This is a genomic window from Paenibacillus pinisoli (assembly GCF_003605435.1).
In the GTDB taxonomy this organism is placed as follows: domain Bacteria; phylum Bacillota; class Bacilli; order Paenibacillales; family Paenibacillaceae; genus Pristimantibacillus; species Pristimantibacillus pinisoli.
The window spans coordinates 83968-102443 of record NZ_QXQB01000002.1 but is presented as its reverse complement, the minus strand read 5'-3'; the positions used below and the strand labels follow the sequence as shown (position 1 = coordinate 102443).

At 56.3% G+C, this 18476-nt stretch carries 17 protein-coding genes; 12 read left to right on the top strand and 5 right to left on the bottom strand.

Going from position 1 to position 18476, the window contains the following annotated elements; all coding sequences use genetic code 11:
* Positions 1-2 precede the first annotated feature (2 nt).
* Positions 3-1109 carry an extracellular solute-binding protein gene (locus tag D3P09_RS07930; RefSeq protein WP_120108774.1) on the bottom strand — a complete coding sequence of 369 codons (1107 nt, stop codon included), beginning with the start codon at positions 1107-1109 and terminating at the stop codon, positions 3-5.
* 172 nt (positions 1110-1281) lie between these two features.
* On the opposite strand from D3P09_RS07930, the gene D3P09_RS07925 reads away from it, so the two are divergent.
* Positions 1282-2175, top strand: coding sequence for a LysR family transcriptional regulator (locus D3P09_RS07925; protein ID WP_120108772.1), 894 nt, complete (start codon positions 1282-1284; stop codon positions 2173-2175).
* A gap of 32 nt (positions 2176-2207) precedes the next feature.
* Here D3P09_RS07925 and D3P09_RS07920 read toward each other — a convergent pair whose 3' ends face one another.
* Positions 2208-2555 carry a hypothetical protein gene (locus tag D3P09_RS07920; protein WP_120108770.1) on the bottom strand — a complete coding sequence of 116 codons (348 nt, stop codon included), beginning with the start codon at positions 2553-2555 and terminating at the stop codon, positions 2208-2210.
* 99 nt (positions 2556-2654) lie between these two features.
* Positions 2655-3386 (bottom strand): ZIP family metal transporter, encoded by a 732-nt coding sequence (locus D3P09_RS07915; RefSeq protein ID WP_120108769.1) that lies wholly within the window; start codon positions 3384-3386, stop codon positions 2655-2657.
* A gap of 234 nt (positions 3387-3620) precedes the next feature.
* On the opposite strand from D3P09_RS07915, the gene D3P09_RS07910 reads away from it, so the two are divergent.
* The 5 genes from D3P09_RS07910 to D3P09_RS07890 are packed head-to-tail and all read left to right on the top strand — an operon-like array spanning position 3621 to position 7561.
* Entirely contained in the window at positions 3621-4589 is a 969-nt protein-coding gene (locus D3P09_RS07910; RefSeq protein WP_243643973.1) for a metal ABC transporter solute-binding protein, Zn/Mn family, read from the top strand.
* On the top strand, positions 4589-5323 hold the full coding sequence (locus D3P09_RS07905; RefSeq protein WP_120110593.1) for a metal ABC transporter ATP-binding protein: 735 nt from the start codon (positions 4589-4591) through the stop codon (positions 5321-5323). Before D3P09_RS07910 ends, D3P09_RS07905 begins: the two co-directional genes overlap by 1 nt.
* Positions 5320-6243 (top strand): metal ABC transporter permease, encoded by a 924-nt coding sequence (locus D3P09_RS07900; protein WP_120108767.1) that lies wholly within the window; start codon positions 5320-5322, stop codon positions 6241-6243. Before D3P09_RS07905 ends, D3P09_RS07900 begins: the two co-directional genes overlap by 4 nt.
* Complete coding sequence (locus D3P09_RS07895) at positions 6240-7127, top strand: metal ABC transporter permease (RefSeq protein ID WP_120108765.1); 888 nt, start codon at positions 6240-6242, stop codon at positions 7125-7127. The genes D3P09_RS07900 and D3P09_RS07895 overlap by 4 nt, the downstream gene beginning before the upstream one ends.
* On the top strand, positions 7124-7561 hold the full coding sequence (locus D3P09_RS07890) for a metal-dependent transcriptional regulator (RefSeq protein WP_120108763.1): 438 nt from the start codon (positions 7124-7126) through the stop codon (positions 7559-7561). The genes D3P09_RS07895 and D3P09_RS07890 overlap by 4 nt, the downstream gene beginning before the upstream one ends.
* 87 nt (positions 7562-7648) lie before the next feature.
* Here the strand turns inward: D3P09_RS07890 and D3P09_RS07885 are convergent, their stop codons facing one another.
* A complete protein-coding gene (locus D3P09_RS07885) occupies positions 7649-9238 on the bottom strand; it encodes a helix-turn-helix domain-containing protein (protein WP_120108761.1) in 1590 nt (529 codons plus the stop codon).
* Positions 9239-9519: 281 nt separating this feature from the next.
* On the opposite strand from D3P09_RS07885, the gene D3P09_RS07880 reads away from it, so the two are divergent.
* The 4 genes from D3P09_RS07880 (at position 9520) to D3P09_RS07865 (ending at position 13419) form a co-directional block, all read left to right on the top strand.
* A complete protein-coding gene (locus tag D3P09_RS07880) occupies positions 9520-9969 on the top strand; it encodes a hypothetical protein (protein WP_133304982.1) in 450 nt (149 codons plus the stop codon).
* Positions 9970-9996: 27 nt separating this feature from the next.
* A complete protein-coding gene (locus D3P09_RS07875) occupies positions 9997-11277 on the top strand; it encodes a stalk domain-containing protein (RefSeq protein WP_120108758.1) in 1281 nt (426 codons plus the stop codon).
* 94 nt (positions 11278-11371) lie between these two features.
* Entirely contained in the window at positions 11372-12385 is a 1014-nt protein-coding gene (locus D3P09_RS07870) for a FecCD family ABC transporter permease (protein WP_120108756.1), read from the top strand.
* On the top strand, positions 12382-13419 hold the full coding sequence (locus tag D3P09_RS07865; RefSeq protein WP_120108754.1) for a FecCD family ABC transporter permease: 1038 nt from the start codon (positions 12382-12384) through the stop codon (positions 13417-13419). Before D3P09_RS07870 ends, D3P09_RS07865 begins: the two co-directional genes overlap by 4 nt.
* A 170-nt stretch (positions 13420-13589) precedes the next feature.
* Here the strand turns inward: D3P09_RS07865 and D3P09_RS07860 are convergent, their stop codons facing one another.
* Positions 13590-14747 (bottom strand): metallophosphoesterase, encoded by a 1158-nt coding sequence (locus D3P09_RS07860; protein ID WP_120108753.1) that lies wholly within the window; start codon positions 14745-14747, stop codon positions 13590-13592.
* Positions 14748-15073: 326 nt separating this feature from the next.
* On the opposite strand from D3P09_RS07860, the gene D3P09_RS07855 reads away from it, so the two are divergent.
* The gene (locus D3P09_RS07855) at positions 15074-16090 is read left to right on the top strand and encodes a DUF418 domain-containing protein (RefSeq protein WP_120108751.1); all 1017 of its coding nucleotides are present in this window, start codon (positions 15074-15076) and stop codon (positions 16088-16090) included.
* 145 nt (positions 16091-16235) lie between these two features.
* A complete protein-coding gene (locus tag D3P09_RS07850; protein WP_120108749.1) occupies positions 16236-18398 on the top strand; it encodes a DNA topoisomerase III in 2163 nt (720 codons plus the stop codon).
* Positions 18399-18476 lie beyond the last annotated feature (78 nt).

Sequence of the window (18476 nt, the reverse complement as noted above, 5' to 3'; positions counted from 1 at the left end):
GGTTATTGTACAGACTGGTCGGCGAACCATTGCTTGATCGCCGCTTCATTCTGGGATGCCCAGGAAGCGTCGGCTGCTACGAGCTTCGCATGGGCTGCGCGGTCCGGTCTAGGCGTAACGCCCTTCGCCGAAGGCTGGAAGTAGCTTTCATCCCCTTCATCGACCAGCGCTTGCTGAGTAGCCGGATCAAGCAGGAATTCGATGAACGCCTTGGCGGCATTCGGGTTTTTGGTATCCTTCTGGATGGCGGCTACCCGTACGGATGCCGGCGCGCCTTCCTCCGGCCATACAATCTCGATCGGTTCGCCCTTGTTGACCATGGCGTATGCGTTGCTCTCCTGAAGCGCCGCGATGGAAATCTCGCCGCTTGTCAGGGCGCTGACGACGTTCGGATTTTTCGGATACACTTTCAGGCCGTTTTTCATCAAGGCGCCGAAGTATTGCTGTCCCTTATCCATGCCGAGGTCATTGAAGAACCAGGATACGTAAGGGTAAGCGGGAGCGGCGATTGCCGGGTCTGCCATGCCTATCATGCCCTTGTATTGCGCGTCGTCGAATTGCTCCCAGGAAGCGGGAGCATCTTCCGCTTTGACCTTGTCCTTGTTGTACACGATAACGCCTGCTGCGTGAGCTCCAGTAGGGAAGTACCAGTGCTTCTCCGGCACGAAGCCCTGAGCGAATTCATCCAGATTGCCCAGATTGTCCGGTGTCCATTCCATCAGCTGGCCAGCCTCGCCAAGGCCGTGAATGGAAGGCATCGCATCCATCCAAAGCACATCCCAGTGCGGATTGCCTTTCTCGGCTTCGACGCGGGACATGATCTCGGCGCCGTTGCCTACGATCAGCTCAACCTTATAGCCGGTTGCAGCTTCGAAGAGCGGTGCGATCATATCATCGAAGTCGTTCAGATAGACGGTCAGCGTTCCTTCGTCTTGCGCGGCCGGCGACTCGGCCGGCTGGCTGCTCTGCTCCGGGGTTGCCGTAGGCGCAGTAGTGCCGGCGCCCGAATTCGCGCCCTTATTTCCATTGCCGCTGCCGCATGCGCTTAAGACAAGCGCAAGCGCCAGAATGAGCAAGAGGCTAAGCTTGCTGTTGCGGTACGTATTCATTGATTGATTCCCTCCAGAAGGTTATTGGCCCTGCATGTCTAACTCTACCAACGGTTTGTCAGTTGAACGTTAACGCGATGTCGATTTTTTGTTAAATAACATCTATATGTATTGATAAACATATAGATATCATCTATATTTTAGGCAACCAATACGGAAGAGGGGATACAGCTTGAATATTCAGCAGCTGAAGGTGTTTATCGAGATGTGCGGAGGGAGAACGCTTGCGGAGTCGGCCGACAGGCTGGGGCTGAAGCAGCCGACTGTCAGCTTCCATCTGCGCAAGCTGGAAGAAGAGCTTGGGGTGGAGCTGTTCCGCAAGCAGTCGCGAAGCCTGCATCCGAACGAAGCGGCGGCGGAGCTGCTTCCCTATGCTCGGAGAATTGTGCATTTGACCGAGACGGCAAGCAGCGCTATGGCGTCATATGCCAGCAAGCGGGGCGGAAGGCTGCGGATCGGGGCAAGCTATACGCCTGCTACCTATGTGCTGCCTCCGCATTTTGCTTCCTACCGCAATCTCAATCCGGATGTGTCGCTTATGCTGACGGTGAAGCAGGCGGAGTCTGTGCTGGCGATGCTGAGGGATTATGAGATTGATGCGGGTATTGTCTCGCTTGGCTCGCTTGAAGAGCAGGGACTGATCATTGTGCCGCTTGTACAGGACGAGCTGAAGCTGCTGATTTCGCCGCTTAACCCGTTGTCCGTGTCCGATCCGATAACGGTCGACCAGATGCGGGACGAGACTTTTTTACTGCATGAAGTGGGATCGACCTCGCGGACGCTGTCCGACGAATGGGCTAAGGGAAATGGCTTGCAGTGGGGTCAGGTGATGGAGCTGGGGGCGATCGAGACGATCAAAGAAGCGATCAAGTGCAATATGGGGATCGGCATTCTGCCTGCCCGCAGCGTAGGGCGGGAGGTGGAGGCGGGAGAGCTGGTCATGAGAAGCCTCCCGCGTTATGAGAACAAGCGGCATATTTGTCTTGCTTATCGGGATGAGGAGCAGCTTTCCGGCGCAGTGCGTTCCTTTATCGCCTTCATCCGCCAATCCTTGGGTGCAGAGTAGGGCCGGTTGAAGCTGAAGCCCCGCTATGCCCATCATTTCATTTTTGTCACCCAGAATCCGGCAATGACCATCACCAGTCCGACATAAGTGTTCCATTTCGGCACTTCCTTCAAGAAGAGGAAGCCCAGCACGACACAGACGACGATTTCAACGCCTTTGGACAGGGTAAGGGCGAAGGTCAGATTGCCGAATGACTGGTGCACAAACTTGACTCCATAGCCAATCATCAGATTGGCGGCAAAAAATATCGGGATCAGCTTGGTCTGATACCAGACGGTCGTCCAGAAGGCGGGATCGATGTGCTTGCTCTGGTAGGCGAAGATGCCGTTGACCGCAAATAATCCGACAAGTAGCAATGCAAGAGCGTAAATGAGCAGCATGTCAGCCTCCATTAATCATGTTGTAGCTTGCCTGATTTATGTTTCCCTAGGGAAAGTTTTTTAACCAACCGCAATCAACTGCGGAAAGCACATTCCTCATTACCGGAACCACTCCACAACGCCTATCATGCTGAGCAGGCCGAGCAAAAACGCAAAGGTTGCCGACCGCTCATAGCCATGTCCATGCGTCTCCGGAATCAGCTCCTTGTATACGATAAAGAGCATGGCGCCAGCGGCAAATGCCAGGCCATACGGCACAAGCGACGCTGCCACGCTGGCCAGCTGATAGCCGATAAGGGCGCCCGCCATCTCGATCAATCCGGTCAATGCCGCGACAAGCACTGCAATGCGCCGCCTCACGCCCTGATTCACAAGAAACAACCCCACAAGAAATCCCTCCGGCGCATTCTGCAGTCCGATGGACAGCGAGACGATGACGCCGAGATTGTCGCTTCCGCTGGCGAAGCTTGCTCCCACGGACAACCCCTCCGGCACATTATGAAGCGCCATTGCCATGACAAGCGTCAGCGATTCGCGCGGCAGCGCGACGCCTCCCCGTTCATGCCCAAGATCCACATGCGGCACGAATTGCTCCAGCATGCTGAGCAGGAGAGCACCCGTCAACACTGCAAAGAAAAGTACATACAGATTGGTCAACTTCAGAGACGCGGGAATAAGACCGTATGTGGAGGCGGCGACCATGACCCCTGCTGTATACGCCAGCAGCATATCCATTCGCCTATGGGAGATTCGGCGGAAGAACAAGACGGGAAAGGCGCCGATGCCTGTAGAGAGCGCGCATAGCACCATGGCCATCATATGTCCGCTCATAGACTCCATCCCCCTTTTTGCTTCGGAAAAATACCCATTCCAAATCATTCCATCTATAAGCTATATGTACAAGCCCGCTTGAAAAGAAGTCCAAAAAAAGGTTGACAAATTGCCCTGTGTCTACTATTTTGTATTTAACCATTAGTTTTGCACTAGGGAAAAACTTTTGTGGTTAATCATATTTTGTTGCCTTGGTCAAATTGGGATCGAGGGGAATCAGGAGGAGAGAGAAACGTGAGAAACGGGTTGATCGGAAAGAGGAGAGGATGGACCGCGGTCCTGCTTGTATTGTCATTATCTTTGCTTCTGGCCGCTTGCAGTGATGGAGGGAAGAAGCCAGTCAAAAACGAAAGCGGCAAAATCAATATCGTGACGACGATCGCTCAAATCGCCGAGCCGCTGTCTGTCATCGGGGGCGACAAGGTTGAGGTACATAGCTTGATGGGTCCAGGGGTCGATCCCCATCTGTACACGGCGACGCAAGGCGATATTGCTACGCTGGAGAACGGCGATATGATTTTTTACAGCGGTCTGCATCTGGAGTCCAATATGCTGAAGGTGTTCGAGGAGATCGGCAAGAACAGGCCTGTACTCGCAATTGGAGAAGTCATCTCTGAGGAGAAACTGCTGACGGATGAAGGCGGAGCGATTGATCCCCATATCTGGTTCGATATCGACTTGTGGAAGGAGGCTTTGTCTGCTGCCGCGGACGAGCTGAAGAAGGCGTATCCGGAAGATGCGGATTACTTCGAGGACAACCGGAAGAGCTACTTCGAGAAGCTGGATGCCTTGAAGGAAGAAGCGATGCAGAAGGTGGCCCAAATTCCGCAGGACCAACGGATTCTGGTTACCGCGCATGATGCGTTCGGCTATTTCGGCAGGTTGCTGGGCATCCAGGTCGTCGGCTTGCAGGGGCTTAGCACGGAGGACGAGATCGGGCTGTCGGATATCGACGACACAATCGCTACGCTGGTGGAGCATGATGTTCCAGCCGTCTTTATCGAGAGCAGCATCAATCCGGCTTCTATCAATGCCGTTATCGAAGGGGCGAAGAAGCGGGGGCTGGATGTAAAGCTCGGCGGCGAGCTGTTCTCCGATGCAATGGGAGAGGCGGGAACGAAGGAAGGCACTTACCTTGGCATGTACGCCCATAACGTAGATACGATAACTAAAGCGCTTAGCGGAGAGGAGCAATCACGATGATGCCGGTATTAAGCGTCAGCGGATTAACCGCTTCCTACAGAAAGAACAAGGTGCTGAATGATGTCCGGTTCGATGTGCAGCCGGGAACGCTGACAAGCATTGTCGGGCCGAACGGCGCAGGCAAGTCGACGTTGCTGAAGGTGATGCTTGATCTTCATCCGCGGCTGTCCGGTTCCGTCCGGTTTTTCGGCAAGGACTACAGCAAGGCGAAGTCCAGAATAGGCTATGTTCCGCAGCGAGGCTCGGTCGATTGGGATTTCCCGACGAATGCGCTTGATGTGGTCATGATGGGGCTCTATGGCAAGATTGGCTGGCTGAAGCGGCCGAAGCGCATGCATCGCGATCTGGCTATGGGCGCGCTGGAAGAGATGGGCATGGCCGCATTCGCCGACCGCCAGATCAGCCAATTGTCGGGCGGGCAGCAGCAGCGAGTATTCCTGGCGCGGGCGCTCGTGCAGGACGCAGATCTGTACTTCCTTGATGAGCCGCTTGCCGGCGTCGACGCGGCGACGGAGCGGGCGATTATGGATACGCTCAAGGTGCTCAAGAACAAGGGGCGCACAGTTATGGTCGTCCACCATGACTTGCAGACGGTGGAGGATTACTTCGATCAGGTGCTCATGCTGAGTCGGAGCGTCGTGGCGCACGGGGCGACGGCGGAAACTTTTACGAGGGAAAATATATTCCGCACTTACGGCGGAACGCTCAGATGGATGGGGGAGAAGCTGGGATGAGTCTGGCACTGTCACATAATGCTCAGTGGGTGCTCTTCAGCACCCTGATATTAGGAGTGGCAGCGGGCGTGATGGGATGCTTCGCCTATTGGAAGCGGCAAAGCCTCATGAGCGACGCGCTGTCGCATGCCGCGCTGCCGGGCGTCATTATCGGATTTATGATTGCAGGGAGCAAGAACCTGCCGCTTATGATTGGAGGGGCGGCGGCAAGCGCCCTGCTGGGAGCGCTGCTCATTGGGTGGATCCGCTCGTCCAGCAGGGTGAAGGAGGATGCCGCGATGGGCATGATTCTGTCTGTATTCTTCGGACTTGGCATTATGCTGCTCACCTTCGTGAACCGGATGGGAGGCGGCAGCCAGAGCGGTCTGGACAGCTTCATCTTCGGGCAAGCAGCCTCAATGGTCCGCAAGGATGTATTCACGATGTCGGGACTAGCCTTGCTGGTAGTCCTGATCTCAATCATCGCCTTTAAGGAGTGGAAGCTCTATCTGTTCGACCCGCAATTCGCCAAAGGACTAGGGCTCTCCAGCCGCTGGATGAGCAGCATCTATATGACGGTGCTTGTGCTGGTTATCGTGATCGGCATTCAAGCGGTTGGCGTCATATTGATGGCGGCACTGCTGATCATTCCGGCTGTCAGCTCCAGATATTGGACCAATTCCTTTCTGTGGATGGTCGTGCTGTCGGGCCTCTTCGGAGGCATGTCAGGGATGGCGGGCACGCTGATCAGCACCTTCGGCAAAGGCTGGCCGACGGGTCCGTTCATCGTCATTGCCGCGTCCACGATCTTTATCGTGTCGCTTGCTTTCGGCGCGAGCAAGGGACTGCTCGTCCTTCTGCTGCAGCGTTATGCGCAGAAGAAGTCTCTTGATCGGCCAATGTCTACGCAGCGTGTGCTGGAGAGGGGGGAAGCGGGATGAGCTATGCAGGCTGGATCTTGTTGACAGCATCGCTTGTGGGCCTTTCTTGCGGCATTATCGGCGTGCTGCTCATTCTGCGGAGGATGGCGATGATGGCCGATGCGATCAGCCATACGGTGCTGCTCGGCATTGTTGTAGCGTATTTAGTGACCAGGGAGCTAAGCGGCGTGCACATGCTCATCGGGGCGATCGCCGCAGGCTTGCTTACTTCGGTGCTGGTGCAGTGGTTCCATGCCAGAGGCGTGCAGCAAGAGGCCTCTATCGGCGTTGTATTCACCACGCTCTTCGCAATCGGCGTCGTGCTGATTGCGACGAAGGTCGGCAATGCGCATCTGGATGTGAAGCATACGCTGATGGGGGAGATTACCTTTATTCCTTGGGAGAGAATCGAGCTGCCCTTTATCGGTTCCATACCGGAAGCCGTCTTTATTCTGTCGATCGTCCTGATTGTCGTGCTGGTCGCGGTGCTTGCTTTCTATAAGGAGTGGAAAATTACGTCCTTTGACCCTGCCCTTGCGGCCAGCCTGGGATTGCCGGTCGTGCTGATGCATTATGTCTTCATGTCGCTTGTATCCGTAACGACGGTTGCGGCCTTCGACGCGGTCGGCGCCATTATGGTGGTAGCGATGCTGATTACACCGGCTGCGGCCGCCTATCTATGGACGGACCGGCTGCTCGCGATGTTCGCTCTTAGCGGCGGATTCGGCGTATTGTCGGCTGTATCGGGCTATTATGTGGCGGCTTGGCTCGATACCTCGATATCGGGCTCGATGGCTTTTGCGACGGGGATCGTCTTTATGGTCAGCTTTATCGCGTCGCCCCGACATGGCCTTGCATCGCGCTGGTTCCGGCATCGCGCTGCCGGAGGCGCAGCCCCGGGATGACGCTGACGCCGGTAATGGAGGATTATTTGAAGCAAATCTATGTGCTGACCAGGTCGACGGGCTGCGTAAGAGTGTCGGAGGTGGCGGCAGCGCTGTCCGTCCATCTCTCCACTGTATCCAAGATGGCGCTGAAGCTGCGGGAATGCGGCTATGTGATCTATGAGAGATATGGACAGATCGCTCTTACGTATTCAGGATTAAGGATGGGCAATCAACTGCTCAGCAAGCACCGGACGCTGGTCAGGCTGCTTCGGCTTGCAGGCGTGCCGGAAGAGCAGGCCTTCAAGGATGCGGAGCAGCTGGAGCATCACCTCAGCTGGGAGTCAGCCTCCAGGCTGGAGGCGCTGATCGGGATGCTGGAGAAAGGCGAAGCAGAGCTGCCGTTGAGATTGGATAATAACAGCGGAACCCGCCGGCAAGCTGATCGGCTATAGGATGAAGAGAAACCTCTGCGCCGCTTCCATGAGGGGCGCAGAGGTTTTTGGGATGGATGTGCGGTTGTTGGACAAGCGGATTCCACTCTACAGCTTCACAAAATAACGGACCATCGCTTTGATCATATGCTCCCGTCCGATCGGCCCCCACGGGTCCCATTCCCTGCTGTCGGGATAATAGACTCTGTTCTCCCTGACGGCCCTCAGCTGCTGCCAGCGGGGATCGGCGTTGAACTGGTGAATGACGGGTTCTTCGCTCCATACGACCAGCAGCTGCTCCGGGTCAAGCTCGATCAAACGATCGAAGGCGTCTTCGAGGTAAGTGCCGTGAGTGATTCGCTCATCCGCCTGAAATTTGAGCCTGCCATAGAACAAGTCGGTCAATGCGTGCTCCTTCACGCCGTAAATGCGGCAATTATCCGGCAGCAGACGAATAATCGTCCACTTGCCGTGCTTTGATACCGGCTCCAGCTTGCGCCGCGCTTCCTGCTCCAGGATGGACATGGCGCGAATGGCGCGTTCGGCTTCCGCCATCCGGTCTACCCGGCCTGCGATTGCGCGGAAGTAATACTCCCAGCTGGTGGAATGGTCGATCAGAATGGCGCTGCCCTCTTCGCCCCAATGTGTGTCGCCCAGATCATGCCGGAGCTTGGTGCGCAAGATAAGGTCCGGGCCAAGCGGCACGACATCGCTGGAGCGGATCGGATTCTCCGCATTAAGCGGGACGGTGCCGGCCAGTCGCTCATGCAGATAGCTCGGGAAGCCTGACGGCGTCAAGTGGTAGCTCGGAAAGCTCGGAGCGGCAATAGGCAGGATGCCGAGCGCGAGCAAATGGTCCTGCAGCGCCAGGCTGCTGACGACGGCGATCTTGCGGTCGCGGCGTTTCAGGTAGACGGACGGGGAGATGCCCTCCGTCTTCTTGAACACGCGGCTGAAGTAGAGCTCGTCTTGATAGCCGACGCTGACGGCAATATCGCGCAGCGAGGCCTGCTTGTCGGTCATCAGCTCCTTCGCCTTCAGCATGCGCAGCTTGGTCAGATAGCTGCCGGGAGAGAGGCCGGTCAGCTTCTTGAAGGCCCGGCAGTAGGAGCTTGGCGTCATCCCCGCCAGTCTAGGCAGCTCGCTGACCTGAAGCGGCTTGGACAAGCGGCGTTCCATATATTCGATCGTAGTCTGGATCGAATCGGTGCCTGCCCGCGACGGAGCGTGCTGGTGGGCATGCAGATGCAGCAGCAGCTCATACAGGGCGAGCTGCTTGCGCATGTCGCCGATCGGGCCGGATTCGCTTAGCGCCAGGCGCAAGTTGGAGAGCAGCGACTCGGTCTGTGCCGAAGCGGCCCGGTAAGAGCAATGGTCGCCTTGTAGGAGCTCATAGCCGCCGGGTGCCAGCCCCTCTTCATCCAGCTGGGCGGCCCAATAATGAACGAGGCTCAGCTTCAGGCTGCCGCCGGGATCGGCCATAAGCTCGAAGTTCACGCCGCCGGGCCGGGCGAAGAAGAAGGAGCCCTCCTGCAAAGGGCAGGACCGGCCGTTGCTCAGGAACAGCATGCCGGCGCCGCTTTGCACGATGCCGATGATGCCGTGCTCAGGCTGCTGCGGCTCGGAGCGGAAGCCTTCTCTGTAATGGCAGGTTGCGATATGCAGCGGATAACTAGAGAAATAAGAACGGGGATTCATGTTACGGCAGTCCTTTTCTATTAGAAGTGCGATAATAGGCGCAGAAGTCAGATGTGATATTGATAATTATTATCATCTACAATTTTAGCAATATATTGGATGTGGGGCAATAGCGAATCTCGTTAGGGAAAGATTCCGCAGAGTAGAAGTAATGAAATTTTTGTCCATGCGAATCGGACAATATCGTGTATGGGAAACCAAAATCGGCATAGGTACAATAGGTATTGAAAATGATTATCATTCACATGAGGTTTGGGGGTTGTGGAACGATTCGCTACATAGTGCTCATGATGTTGGTTGTCTTCCTCTTGACTGGCTGCGGCGCAAGCGCTTCGGACACGAAGACGGAGCCGGGCAAGGTCGTCGCCGATAGCGGCGAGAAGACCGACGGCAAGCAGGATCGACTTGCCCTTATAGAGGCTGCCCAGATAGACGATGTGCCGTCTGCGGCGGAGGAATTGACGAGTTTGATCAAGACGTTCAAGACAGCGGTAGAGTCCGATGACCGCGATGAAGCCGTTCGCCAGGCCGAACGCATGGCGGCGCTTTGGAAGTCGCTCAGCGGGAACGCGGGAAGCGCGCAGCCGGAGAAGGTGAAGCAGATCGAGAACGATCTGGGCGGCGTGCTGGAGGCGGTTGCTGCAGCGGAGTGGGACAAGACTCGGCTGATCGATCTGGATTATTCCCTGTACCAAGGCTTCCGTGATGTGAAGCCAGCTTTGACTAATTAATTCATAGGTTAGGAGATTGTGAACAAAATGATGAGAAGAAAATTATTATCCCTGCTGTTGGCGGTTGCGCTGGTTGTCGGTCTGGTACCGGCTACGGCTGCAGTTGCCACAGGCAAAACCGTCAGCGTAACGATCGACGGGAAGAAGCAATCCTATAGCGTGAATCCGCGCATCGAGAACGGACGCACGCTAGTTCCATACCGCGCCATCGCGGAAGCGCTGGGCGGAACGGTCAGCTATGACGGGAAGAGCAAAAAAGCAACAATCAAAAAGGGCGGACAAACAATCGAGCTGACGCAAGGCAGCAAGTCTGCCCGCATTAACGGCTCGGCCATAACGCTGGATGCCGCTCCTCTGAACGTAAGCGGAACGCTTCTGGTACCGCTTCGCTTCGTAGGCGAATCGCTGGGCGTATGGGTCACATGGAACGGCGCGTCTTCGACTGCCGTGCTGGAGACCAAACGCACGTTCAAGCATGAGCTTGGCAGCACGACATTGAACAGCGTTCCGAAGCGCGTAGTCGTATTGTTCAACGGCGGTGTGGATATCTCCGTTCTGCTGAAAGTGAAGCCGGTCGGCGCAGTTGAGTCGTACATTCAACAGCCGTTCTACGAATATATCCGCTCCAGCCTGATTGGCGTGAAGACGCTGGGAGACGAGACGCAGCCGAACGTGGAAGCGATCGTCGCCCTGAAGCCGGACGTTATTATCGCGACGAAGGACAGACACGAAGGCATCTACAAGCAATTGAGCAAGATTGCTCCGACAATTGTGACCAAGGATCTGGCCGACTGGCAAGACAACCTGCAGGTAATGTCCAAAGTATTCAACAAAGAAGATATTGCAACAGCCTATCTGGCTGACTGGAAGAAGCAAGTTGCCGAATTCAAACGCAAGCTCTCCGCCAAGGACAAAGGCGCAGCCGTCTCCATCATTCGGATTAACCCGAACGGTACTGCCCGTGCCTATAATACAGGCTTTGCCTATAAGATCTTCCAGGAGCTGGGCTTCTCGACGCCGAAGGCGCAGCGGGCGACAGGCGAGGAGATTATTCCGGTAGCTTCGACAGAGCAGATCAGCCTGCTCGACGGCGATTACATCTTCGACTTCACAACCGACTGGGACGGCGATGGAGCCATTCTGCAGCATCAGAAGACTTGGACCAGCAGCGCGCTGTGGAAGAATTTAAATGCCGTGAAAAACAACAAGTATTACAAAGTCAACTCCGTAACGTGGAATCTGTCCGGCGGTGCGCTTGCCGCTAAGCTTATGCTGGATGACCTCTACTTCTACTTCGGATTGGAATAATAGCAGTTCCTTATAAGCTAGACCATGAAAGAATGGGCTGTCCGGCCCATTCTTTTGTTGCGTGTTCGCATCAGGGGGAGGAAGGGACAACATTATGGGAAGGAAGATTAGAAGCACGGCCTTTCGCAGCGCAGGGCTGCTAGGGGGACTCGTCTTGCTGATCGTCAGCTTTATGGCCAGCATGAGGTACGGCTTTGTATCCATCAGCTGGGGCGATATCCATTCATCCATCACCAATTATGATGAGGGTGTGATGAATCAGGTTATTGCGCGCACAGCCAGGCTGCCAAGGGCGCTGATTGCCGCCACGGTCGGCGGCTCGCTGGCGCTGGCGGGCGCAATCCTGCAGAGTGTAACCCGCAATCCGCTGGCGTCGCCAAGCGTGCTGGGCATCAATGCAGGCGCATCCCTTGCCGTAGTTGCGGCGCTCACACTGGCCTCCATCAGGGAGACGGAGACGCTGATGTGGATTTCGTTCTTCGGGGCGGCAATTGCTGCAGTGGCCGTCTATGCCATGGGCTCAGTGGGAAGAGAGGGACTGTCGCCGCTGCGAATTATTCTTGCAGGCTCGGCTATGACGGCGCTGTTCGCCTCGCTGACCCAAGGCATGCTGGTTCGCAATGAAAGCGGGCTGCAGGATGTCCTGTTCTGGATAGCAGGCTCTGTGGCGGGCCGAACGACGGAGATGCTGCTGCCGGTGCTCCCGTATATGGGTGCAGGCTGGCTGCTGGCGTTCGCATTGTCCAGACAATGGAATGTAATGGCGATGGGCGAGGAATCGGCCAAGGGCCTGGGGCAGAATATGACACTAATGAAGCTGGCTGCCGGCTTGATCGTAATCTTGCTTGCGGGCAGTGCTGTTGCGGTCGCTGGCCCTATCGGACTGATCGGCATCATTATCCCTCATGTAGCGAGAGGCATTGCTGGCCTGGATTACCGCTGGCTGCTGCCGTATAGCGCGGTTCTGGGAGCAAGCTTGCTCCTGCTTGCCGACCTGGCGGCTAGATTCATTATATTCCCTCTTGAGGTGCCGGTCGGGATTATGACAGCCGCTTTGGGCGCGCCATTCTTTATCTATCTTGCGCGGAAGGGGCGTGCCAAGCTATGAATGTATCTCATAACAATGCCGTTTCCGCTCGTCCAGCCCCCAAACGCAATGCTGCCCTCAAAGTCATGATTTGGCTGTCGCTTGTTCTGGTACTGATGTCCGTCCTTTATCTGATGCTGGGTGAAACGATTATTGGTCTGCAGCGCGTATGGCAAGCGTTATGGGGGCGCGGCCTCGGGGAGGATGTTCTGATCGTCCAGACTTTGCGGGCGCCCAGGCTTGTTATTGCTCTGCTAGTTGGCGCCGCCCTGGCGGTAGCGGGAGCCATTCTGCAGGCGGTTATCCGCAACCCGCTAGCCGCGCCGGATGTAGTCGGCATTACAGGCGGCGCTTCGTTTGGCGCGGTGCTGTTCCTGACGGTGCTGGCGGGAGTCTTCAGCCGCGAGCTGCTTCCTATCGCAGCTATTATCGGAGCTTTCTGCGCGACAGCGCTTGTGTATATGCTGGCCTGGAGAAGAGGGGCCGATTCGCTGCGCCTCGTGCTGGTCGGCATTGGCGTCGCATCGCTCCTGTCGGCAGGCACATCGTTTCTGCTTACGTTCAGCCCCGCTTATTCAGCCACGTCCGCCTATATTTGGCTGACGGGAACGATCTATGGCTCAACCTGGGAAGACGCGGCTATCCTTGCGCCTTGGCTGGTTGTATTTGGCGCCGTGCTATATTTCAATACCGGCAATTTGCATGCGCAATTGCTAGGCGACGAGCTGGCGGTCGGAATCGGTTCTTCCTTGCAGCGGCATCGGCTGCTCATGGTGCTGCTGAGCGTGGCGCTGGCCGGCTCTGCTGTGGCGATCGGCGGCTCCATCGGATTTGTCGGGCTGATTGCGCCGCATATGGCGAGGCGTCTGGTCGGGCCCGTCATCCGCCGGGTGCTGCCGGTCAGCGCCCTGATCGGCGCAATCGTAGTAGCCGCTGCGGACCTGGTCGGCAGAACCGTATTTCTGCCCTATGATATCCCCGTAGGAGTGTTCACTTCCGCCGTAGGCGCTCCGTTCTTTATCTATCTGCTGTACCGCTCCAGAAAGATGGGATAGCCCGCTCTGTATTCGATGAAATATAAAGAAGACGCTTCTGTTGCCACCTTGCAGGGTGGCCGGAAGCGTCTTTCTCATGGTAAGCGTTCAATTGAATAAATGAATGCCTGTTGATGTCCATTGCTCGGCGTATCCATTTGATTTTGCGGCCTTGAACTTTGCTTGCAATGTTATGCCTTTGCCGCGGAATCGCCAAACTCTACGTCGATGCGAAGCACCTCGGAGCGGCTTCCTATCCGCAGCGGCGGTCCCCAGAAGCCGAAGCCGGAGGATACGATGGCATGCAGGCCGCCCTTGCGCAAATAGCCCCAGTCGACCTCGAACATTCGTCTCGTGATGAGATGATTCGGCGCCAGCTGTCCTCTATGCGTATGCCCGGACAGGCTGATGTCGACGCCGTTATCCGCTGCCGCTGCCAGGTCAGACGGCTGGTGATCCAGCATTATGACGGGAAGCGAGTGGTCAAGCGGCTCGACCAAATCCTTGATGCTGAGCCTTCCGCCGTTCTGGCTGCCGACCGCTTTGTCCTTGCGGCCTACTATCGCAAATTCATCCCCGATCATGACGGTTTCATCCATCAGCACTCGTATGCCAATGCTGTTCATCTCTTCGACGAATTCAGGCACCTTGCCGCCGTAATATTCATGGTTGCCGGTGACGGCATAGACGCCAAGCGGCGCTCTCAGCTTTCCGATGACATGCTTCATCCCTTTTTTGACGAACGGGGTGAGGTCATCATCCAAAATATCGCCAGGCAGCAGGATGATATCCGGCTGGATCTCTTCCACCTTGCGCAGCAGCTTGCGCAAATGGCCCTTGCCGATCACGGTGCCCAGATGCAGATCGGAAGCCATCGCAATGGTCAGCTTTCGGCGGTTGCCCGCGTTCTTCGGAACATGCACCTGATAGGTCCGGATGATCGGCGACCAGGCGTTGCGCGAGCCTAACACGAGCAGGACAATCAGCGACAGCAGAACGATTCCGCCGACAGCGGTAATATAAATATCCGGTTCTGCGCCGCCCCATTTCAGCAGCAGACCCGCGATATCCGCAATCGGGAATAGCAATAGGCAATATTGCAGCAATCCCAGCCAATAAGAGCCGATGAACTTCAGAGGGGTAGTCAGAAAGCCCAGCGGAGCGGACTGCGCGAGCCTGCCCCCGATATAGCCCAACGCGAGGACGGCGATGATGCAGCTGTATAGGATTGCGTTCTCCCAGCCCGTTACCTGCGACAGGAAGAGCCATCCGTTCCAGCCGATGTAGCCCGCCAGCGCGCCATAGATAGCAAGGAATCCGATAATTGAAAAAACAGCACGCACTTTCATGGATGGACCAAGCTCCTTTTTATGAAAAATAGGTTCTCTAGCAAGAAGGAATGCTCCTACTATAGCATAGTCGGATATGTCTATGCTAATCCATAGAAGGGGCTGGAACAGCGCCTCTTGAGCGGCTTCCTGCCCCAGTAAATGTACGGCCGCGAGGAGCCGGATATGAGGCATTTACGAACATATTATATGGCTGCCGGATAGGACATGCGTGAGCCGCGCCAACCTTACAAAAATGTCATCTATTCTGTACGGAAAATCGATGGATGGCTATCCCTCCGGGATCGTATACTGTGGCTAGCTCACTAAGACGGAGGAACGATGGCATGACCTATCGACGGATCGATGAATTGGATTATTTGCGGGGCTTTGCGCTGCTGGGCATTCTGCTCATGAATGCGACTGCGCTGCTTCAATTGCCCCTGCCTGTGGCGGGCTCAGGGAGCGAGCTGTATCAGCGCCTGCTTTATTTGCTTGCTGAGGCCCGTTTTTTCAGCATGTTTTCGTTTTTGTTCGGGATCGGATTTTATTTGTTTATCATGCGTGCTCGAGGCAAAGGGCGAAACGGGTTTTTGCTGTTTCTGATCCGCATTGCGGTATTGTTCGGTTTCGGCTATTTGCATTCGATCTATCATCCGGGTGAAGCGCTGATGATCTATGCGGTATGCGGCTTGCTGCTGCTCCCGTTCTATAAGGTGAACCGCTGGGTGAATCTTGCGCTTGGTGCAGTGCTGCTCGGATTGTTCGCGGTGCTTGGCGCCAAAGTGCTGATGCCGTTTCCGTTCATGCTGCTTGGGGTAGCGGCGGGACAGCTCGAATTGTTCCGGAGGATTCAGGAGCGGCGGCGAATGTTTGAGATTGCGGCTGTCGTGCTGATTGCCGTGGCGGCAGCGGCCCTTCAGTATCAATACGGGCTGGCGCCGGGCGAGCCGTTCATACCGGTAGTTATGGAAGGGACGGGCGATCCGCATCTGGAACAAACGAACCAATATTTGAAGGCGGGATTGCTGATAGGACCGCTGGTCGCTTTTGCATATATGGCGCTGCTGCTGCTTCTGCTTCAAGCCAAGCCGATTCGCGAGCTGCTGGACCCGATGAGGGCGGTGGGACGGATGGCGCTTACGAATTATATCGGGCAAACGGTGCTGGTTCTGCTCGCCGGACAATGGCTCGGGCTTGCGGGGACAGCGGACTGGATAGATTGCTTGTGGCTGTGCTTTGGCATCTATGTGTTTCAATTGATTGCCAGCTCGGTCTGGCTTCATTATTTTGCAATGGGGCCGCTGGAGTGGCTCTGGCGGGCTGCTACTTATCTTCGGTGGCCTCCGGTGCTGAACAAGTAGCGGGCTGCTGAAGCGAATCGGTAGATGCTTGTTGCAATTGGGCAAAAAAGCGGACCGCCTGCCGGAGAACAGCGTCTGCGGCGTTGCGCGGCAAGGCTCCCTATGGTATCGTGACACCATATGATACGGGATTGGGGAGAATGGCATGAAAGCACTTGTGCTGGCGGAGAAGCCAAGCGTGGCGAAGGAAATCGCCAGAGTGCTTGGTTGCACAACCAAGCATAAAAGTTATATCGAAGGACCCGGCTACGTCGTAACCTGGGCGCTGGGCCATCTGGTAACGCTTGCGGAGCCGGAGGATTACGATGGAAAATATAAAACATGGAATCTGGAAGACTTGCCGCTATTGCCTGCGAAAATGAACCTGAAGGTGATGAAAGAAACGTCGCATCAATTCCGCGCGGTATCCCAGCTGTGCAAGCGGGGCGATATCGGGGAATTGATTATCGCGACGGATGCGGGACGCGAGGGCGAGCTCGTCGCCCGTTGGATTATGGAGCTTGTGCATTGGCGCAAGCCGTTCAAGCGGCTTTGGATTTCGTCGCAGACGGATGGCGCGATCAAAGAAGGCTTCAAGCGCCTGAAGCCGGGCAAGGAATACGATGCGTTGTACGCCTCGGCTGTATGCCGGGCGGAAGCGGACTGGATCATCGGCCTCAATATGACCAGAGCGCTGACGAGCAAATACAATGCGCAGCTGGCGGCGGGACGCGTGCAGACGCCGACGCTTGCCATGTTGATGGAACGGGAGAGGGAAATTGCCGATTTCCAGTCCCAGCCTTATTGGACGGTGCAAGCGGGCTTCGGCAGCTTTGTCGCGCAGTGGCGCGAGCAGGACGGCCATGACGGCCGGGCATGGAAGAAGGAGCGCGCGGAGGAAGCGGCGGCGAAGGCGATCGAGGCCGGCACGGCTAAGGTATTGAAGCTGCGCACTGCCGAGCGTTCAGAGCCGCATCCGCAAGCCTACGATCTGACCGAGCTGCAGCGCGATGCGAACAGAAAGCTTGGCTTCTCGGCGAAGCAAACGTCCAACGTGCTGCAAAAGCTCTATGAAGCCCATAAGCTGGTCACGTATCCGCGGACGGACTCCCGATACTTATCCAGCGACATGGTTCCTTCGCTCAAAGGACGGCTAGAGAGCGTTGCTGTAGGACCGTATGCGGCACTGGCGCGCAAGCTCCTTCGCTCGCAGCTGGCGGTGACGAAACGAATTGTGGATGACAGCAAGGTAACCGATCACCATGCGATTATTCCGACGGAGCAGTATGTGAACCTGGGGGCGCTGAGCAGCGACGAGAGACGGCTATATGACCTGATCGTTCGCCGGTTTATCTCCCTGTTCTACGGACCGTACCGGTATGACGAGACTAGCGTGACGCTTGAAGCGGGCGGACAGCGGTTGTACGCGAAGGGGAAGACGGAGAAGGACAAGGGCTGGCGAGAAGTCTACCAGGATAGCCATTCCTCGCATCATGATGAAGATGACGACTCGGACAATGGCGGCAGCAGGACGGATGAAGAGCGCCAGCAAGCGCAATTGCTGCCGCCGCTCACCGAAGGGCAGAGCCTGCCAGTCAAGAGCACAGGCGTGAAGGAGCAGCGTACGCTGCCTCCTGCGCGGTATACAGAGGCATCCCTGCTGACCCGCATGGAGAAGCATGGCCTTGGCACGCCGGCGACACGGGCGGATATTATCGAGAAGCTGCTGTCGACCGATACGATTGAGCGTACGAGAAATTCGCTGGTGCCGACAGGCAAGGGCAAGCAATTGATCGAGCTGGTCGTCGATGAACTGCGCAGCCCAGAGCTGACAGCGAAGTGGGAGCAAGAGCTGGAGCGGATCGCCAAAGGCAAAGGCGATGCCTCGGCCTTCATGAAAGGCATCCGTCAGCAGGCGCAGAAGTGGATCGGAGAGGTCAAGGCGGAGACGAAGGAATACAAGCCGCATAATTTGTCTCATTCGAACTGCCCGGAATGCGGGAAGCGAATGCTGGAGGTGAAGGGCAAGCGCGGCAAGGCGCTTCAATGTCCTGACCGCGAATGCGGCTACCGCCGCTCGACTGAGCCGATTCTGCTGAACAAGCGTTGTCCGCAATGCCATAAGAAGATGGAGATGCATGACGGCAAGGCCGGCAAGTATGCGCAATGCCGTCGCTGCAATGTGATTGAGATGCTGGGCGACAAGAATGGCGGACGCGTCAACAAGCGGGAGCAGCAGAAGCTGATCCAGCAGTTCAGCGACAACGCGCCGCTGACGAATAGCCTCGCGGATAAGCTGAAAGCCGCGCTGGAGCAAAAGTCAGATTAGCCCGCAGCTAGAATAGATGAAAATTGGACAGTCCCACTGCCTGACGGCGGTGGGACTGTCCGTTTTCCCGCGTCTACC

Bases quoted from the DNA above. Each gene is read 5' to 3' on its own strand.
- D3P09_RS07930 (WP_120108774.1), bottom strand. From the start codon at position 1,109: ATGAATACGTACCGCAACAGCAAGCTTAGCCTCTTGCTCATTCTGGCG.
- D3P09_RS07920 (WP_120108770.1), bottom strand. From the start codon at position 2,555: ATGCTGCTCATTTACGCTCTTGCATTGCTACTTGTCGGATTATTTGCG.
- D3P09_RS07915 (WP_120108769.1), bottom strand. From the start codon at position 3,386: ATGAGCGGACATATGATGGCCATGGTGCTATGCGCGCTCTCTACAGGC.
- D3P09_RS07905 (WP_120110593.1), top strand. From the start codon at position 4,589: ATGCCGGTATTAAGCGTCAGCGGATTAACCGCTTCCTACAGAAAGAAC.
- D3P09_RS07900 (WP_120108767.1), top strand. From the start codon at position 5,320: ATGAGTCTGGCACTGTCACATAATGCTCAGTGGGTGCTCTTCAGCACC.
- D3P09_RS07895 (WP_120108765.1), top strand. From the start codon at position 6,240: ATGAGCTATGCAGGCTGGATCTTGTTGACAGCATCGCTTGTGGGCCTT.
- D3P09_RS07890 (WP_120108763.1), top strand. From the start codon at position 7,124: ATGACGCTGACGCCGGTAATGGAGGATTATTTGAAGCAAATCTATGTG.
- D3P09_RS07885 (WP_120108761.1), bottom strand. From the start codon at position 9,238: ATGAATCCCCGTTCTTATTTCTCTAGTTATCCGCTGCATATCGCAACC.
- D3P09_RS07875 (WP_120108758.1), top strand. From the start codon at position 9,997: ATGATGAGAAGAAAATTATTATCCCTGCTGTTGGCGGTTGCGCTGGTT.
- D3P09_RS07870 (WP_120108756.1), top strand. From the start codon at position 11,372: ATGGGAAGGAAGATTAGAAGCACGGCCTTTCGCAGCGCAGGGCTGCTA.
- D3P09_RS07865 (WP_120108754.1), top strand. From the start codon at position 12,382: ATGAATGTATCTCATAACAATGCCGTTTCCGCTCGTCCAGCCCCCAAA.
- D3P09_RS07860 (WP_120108753.1), bottom strand. From the start codon at position 14,747: ATGAAAGTGCGTGCTGTTTTTTCAATTATCGGATTCCTTGCTATCTAT.
- D3P09_RS07855 (WP_120108751.1), top strand. From the start codon at position 15,074: ATGACCTATCGACGGATCGATGAATTGGATTATTTGCGGGGCTTTGCG.
- D3P09_RS07850 (WP_120108749.1), top strand. From the start codon at position 16,236: ATGAAAGCACTTGTGCTGGCGGAGAAGCCAAGCGTGGCGAAGGAAATC.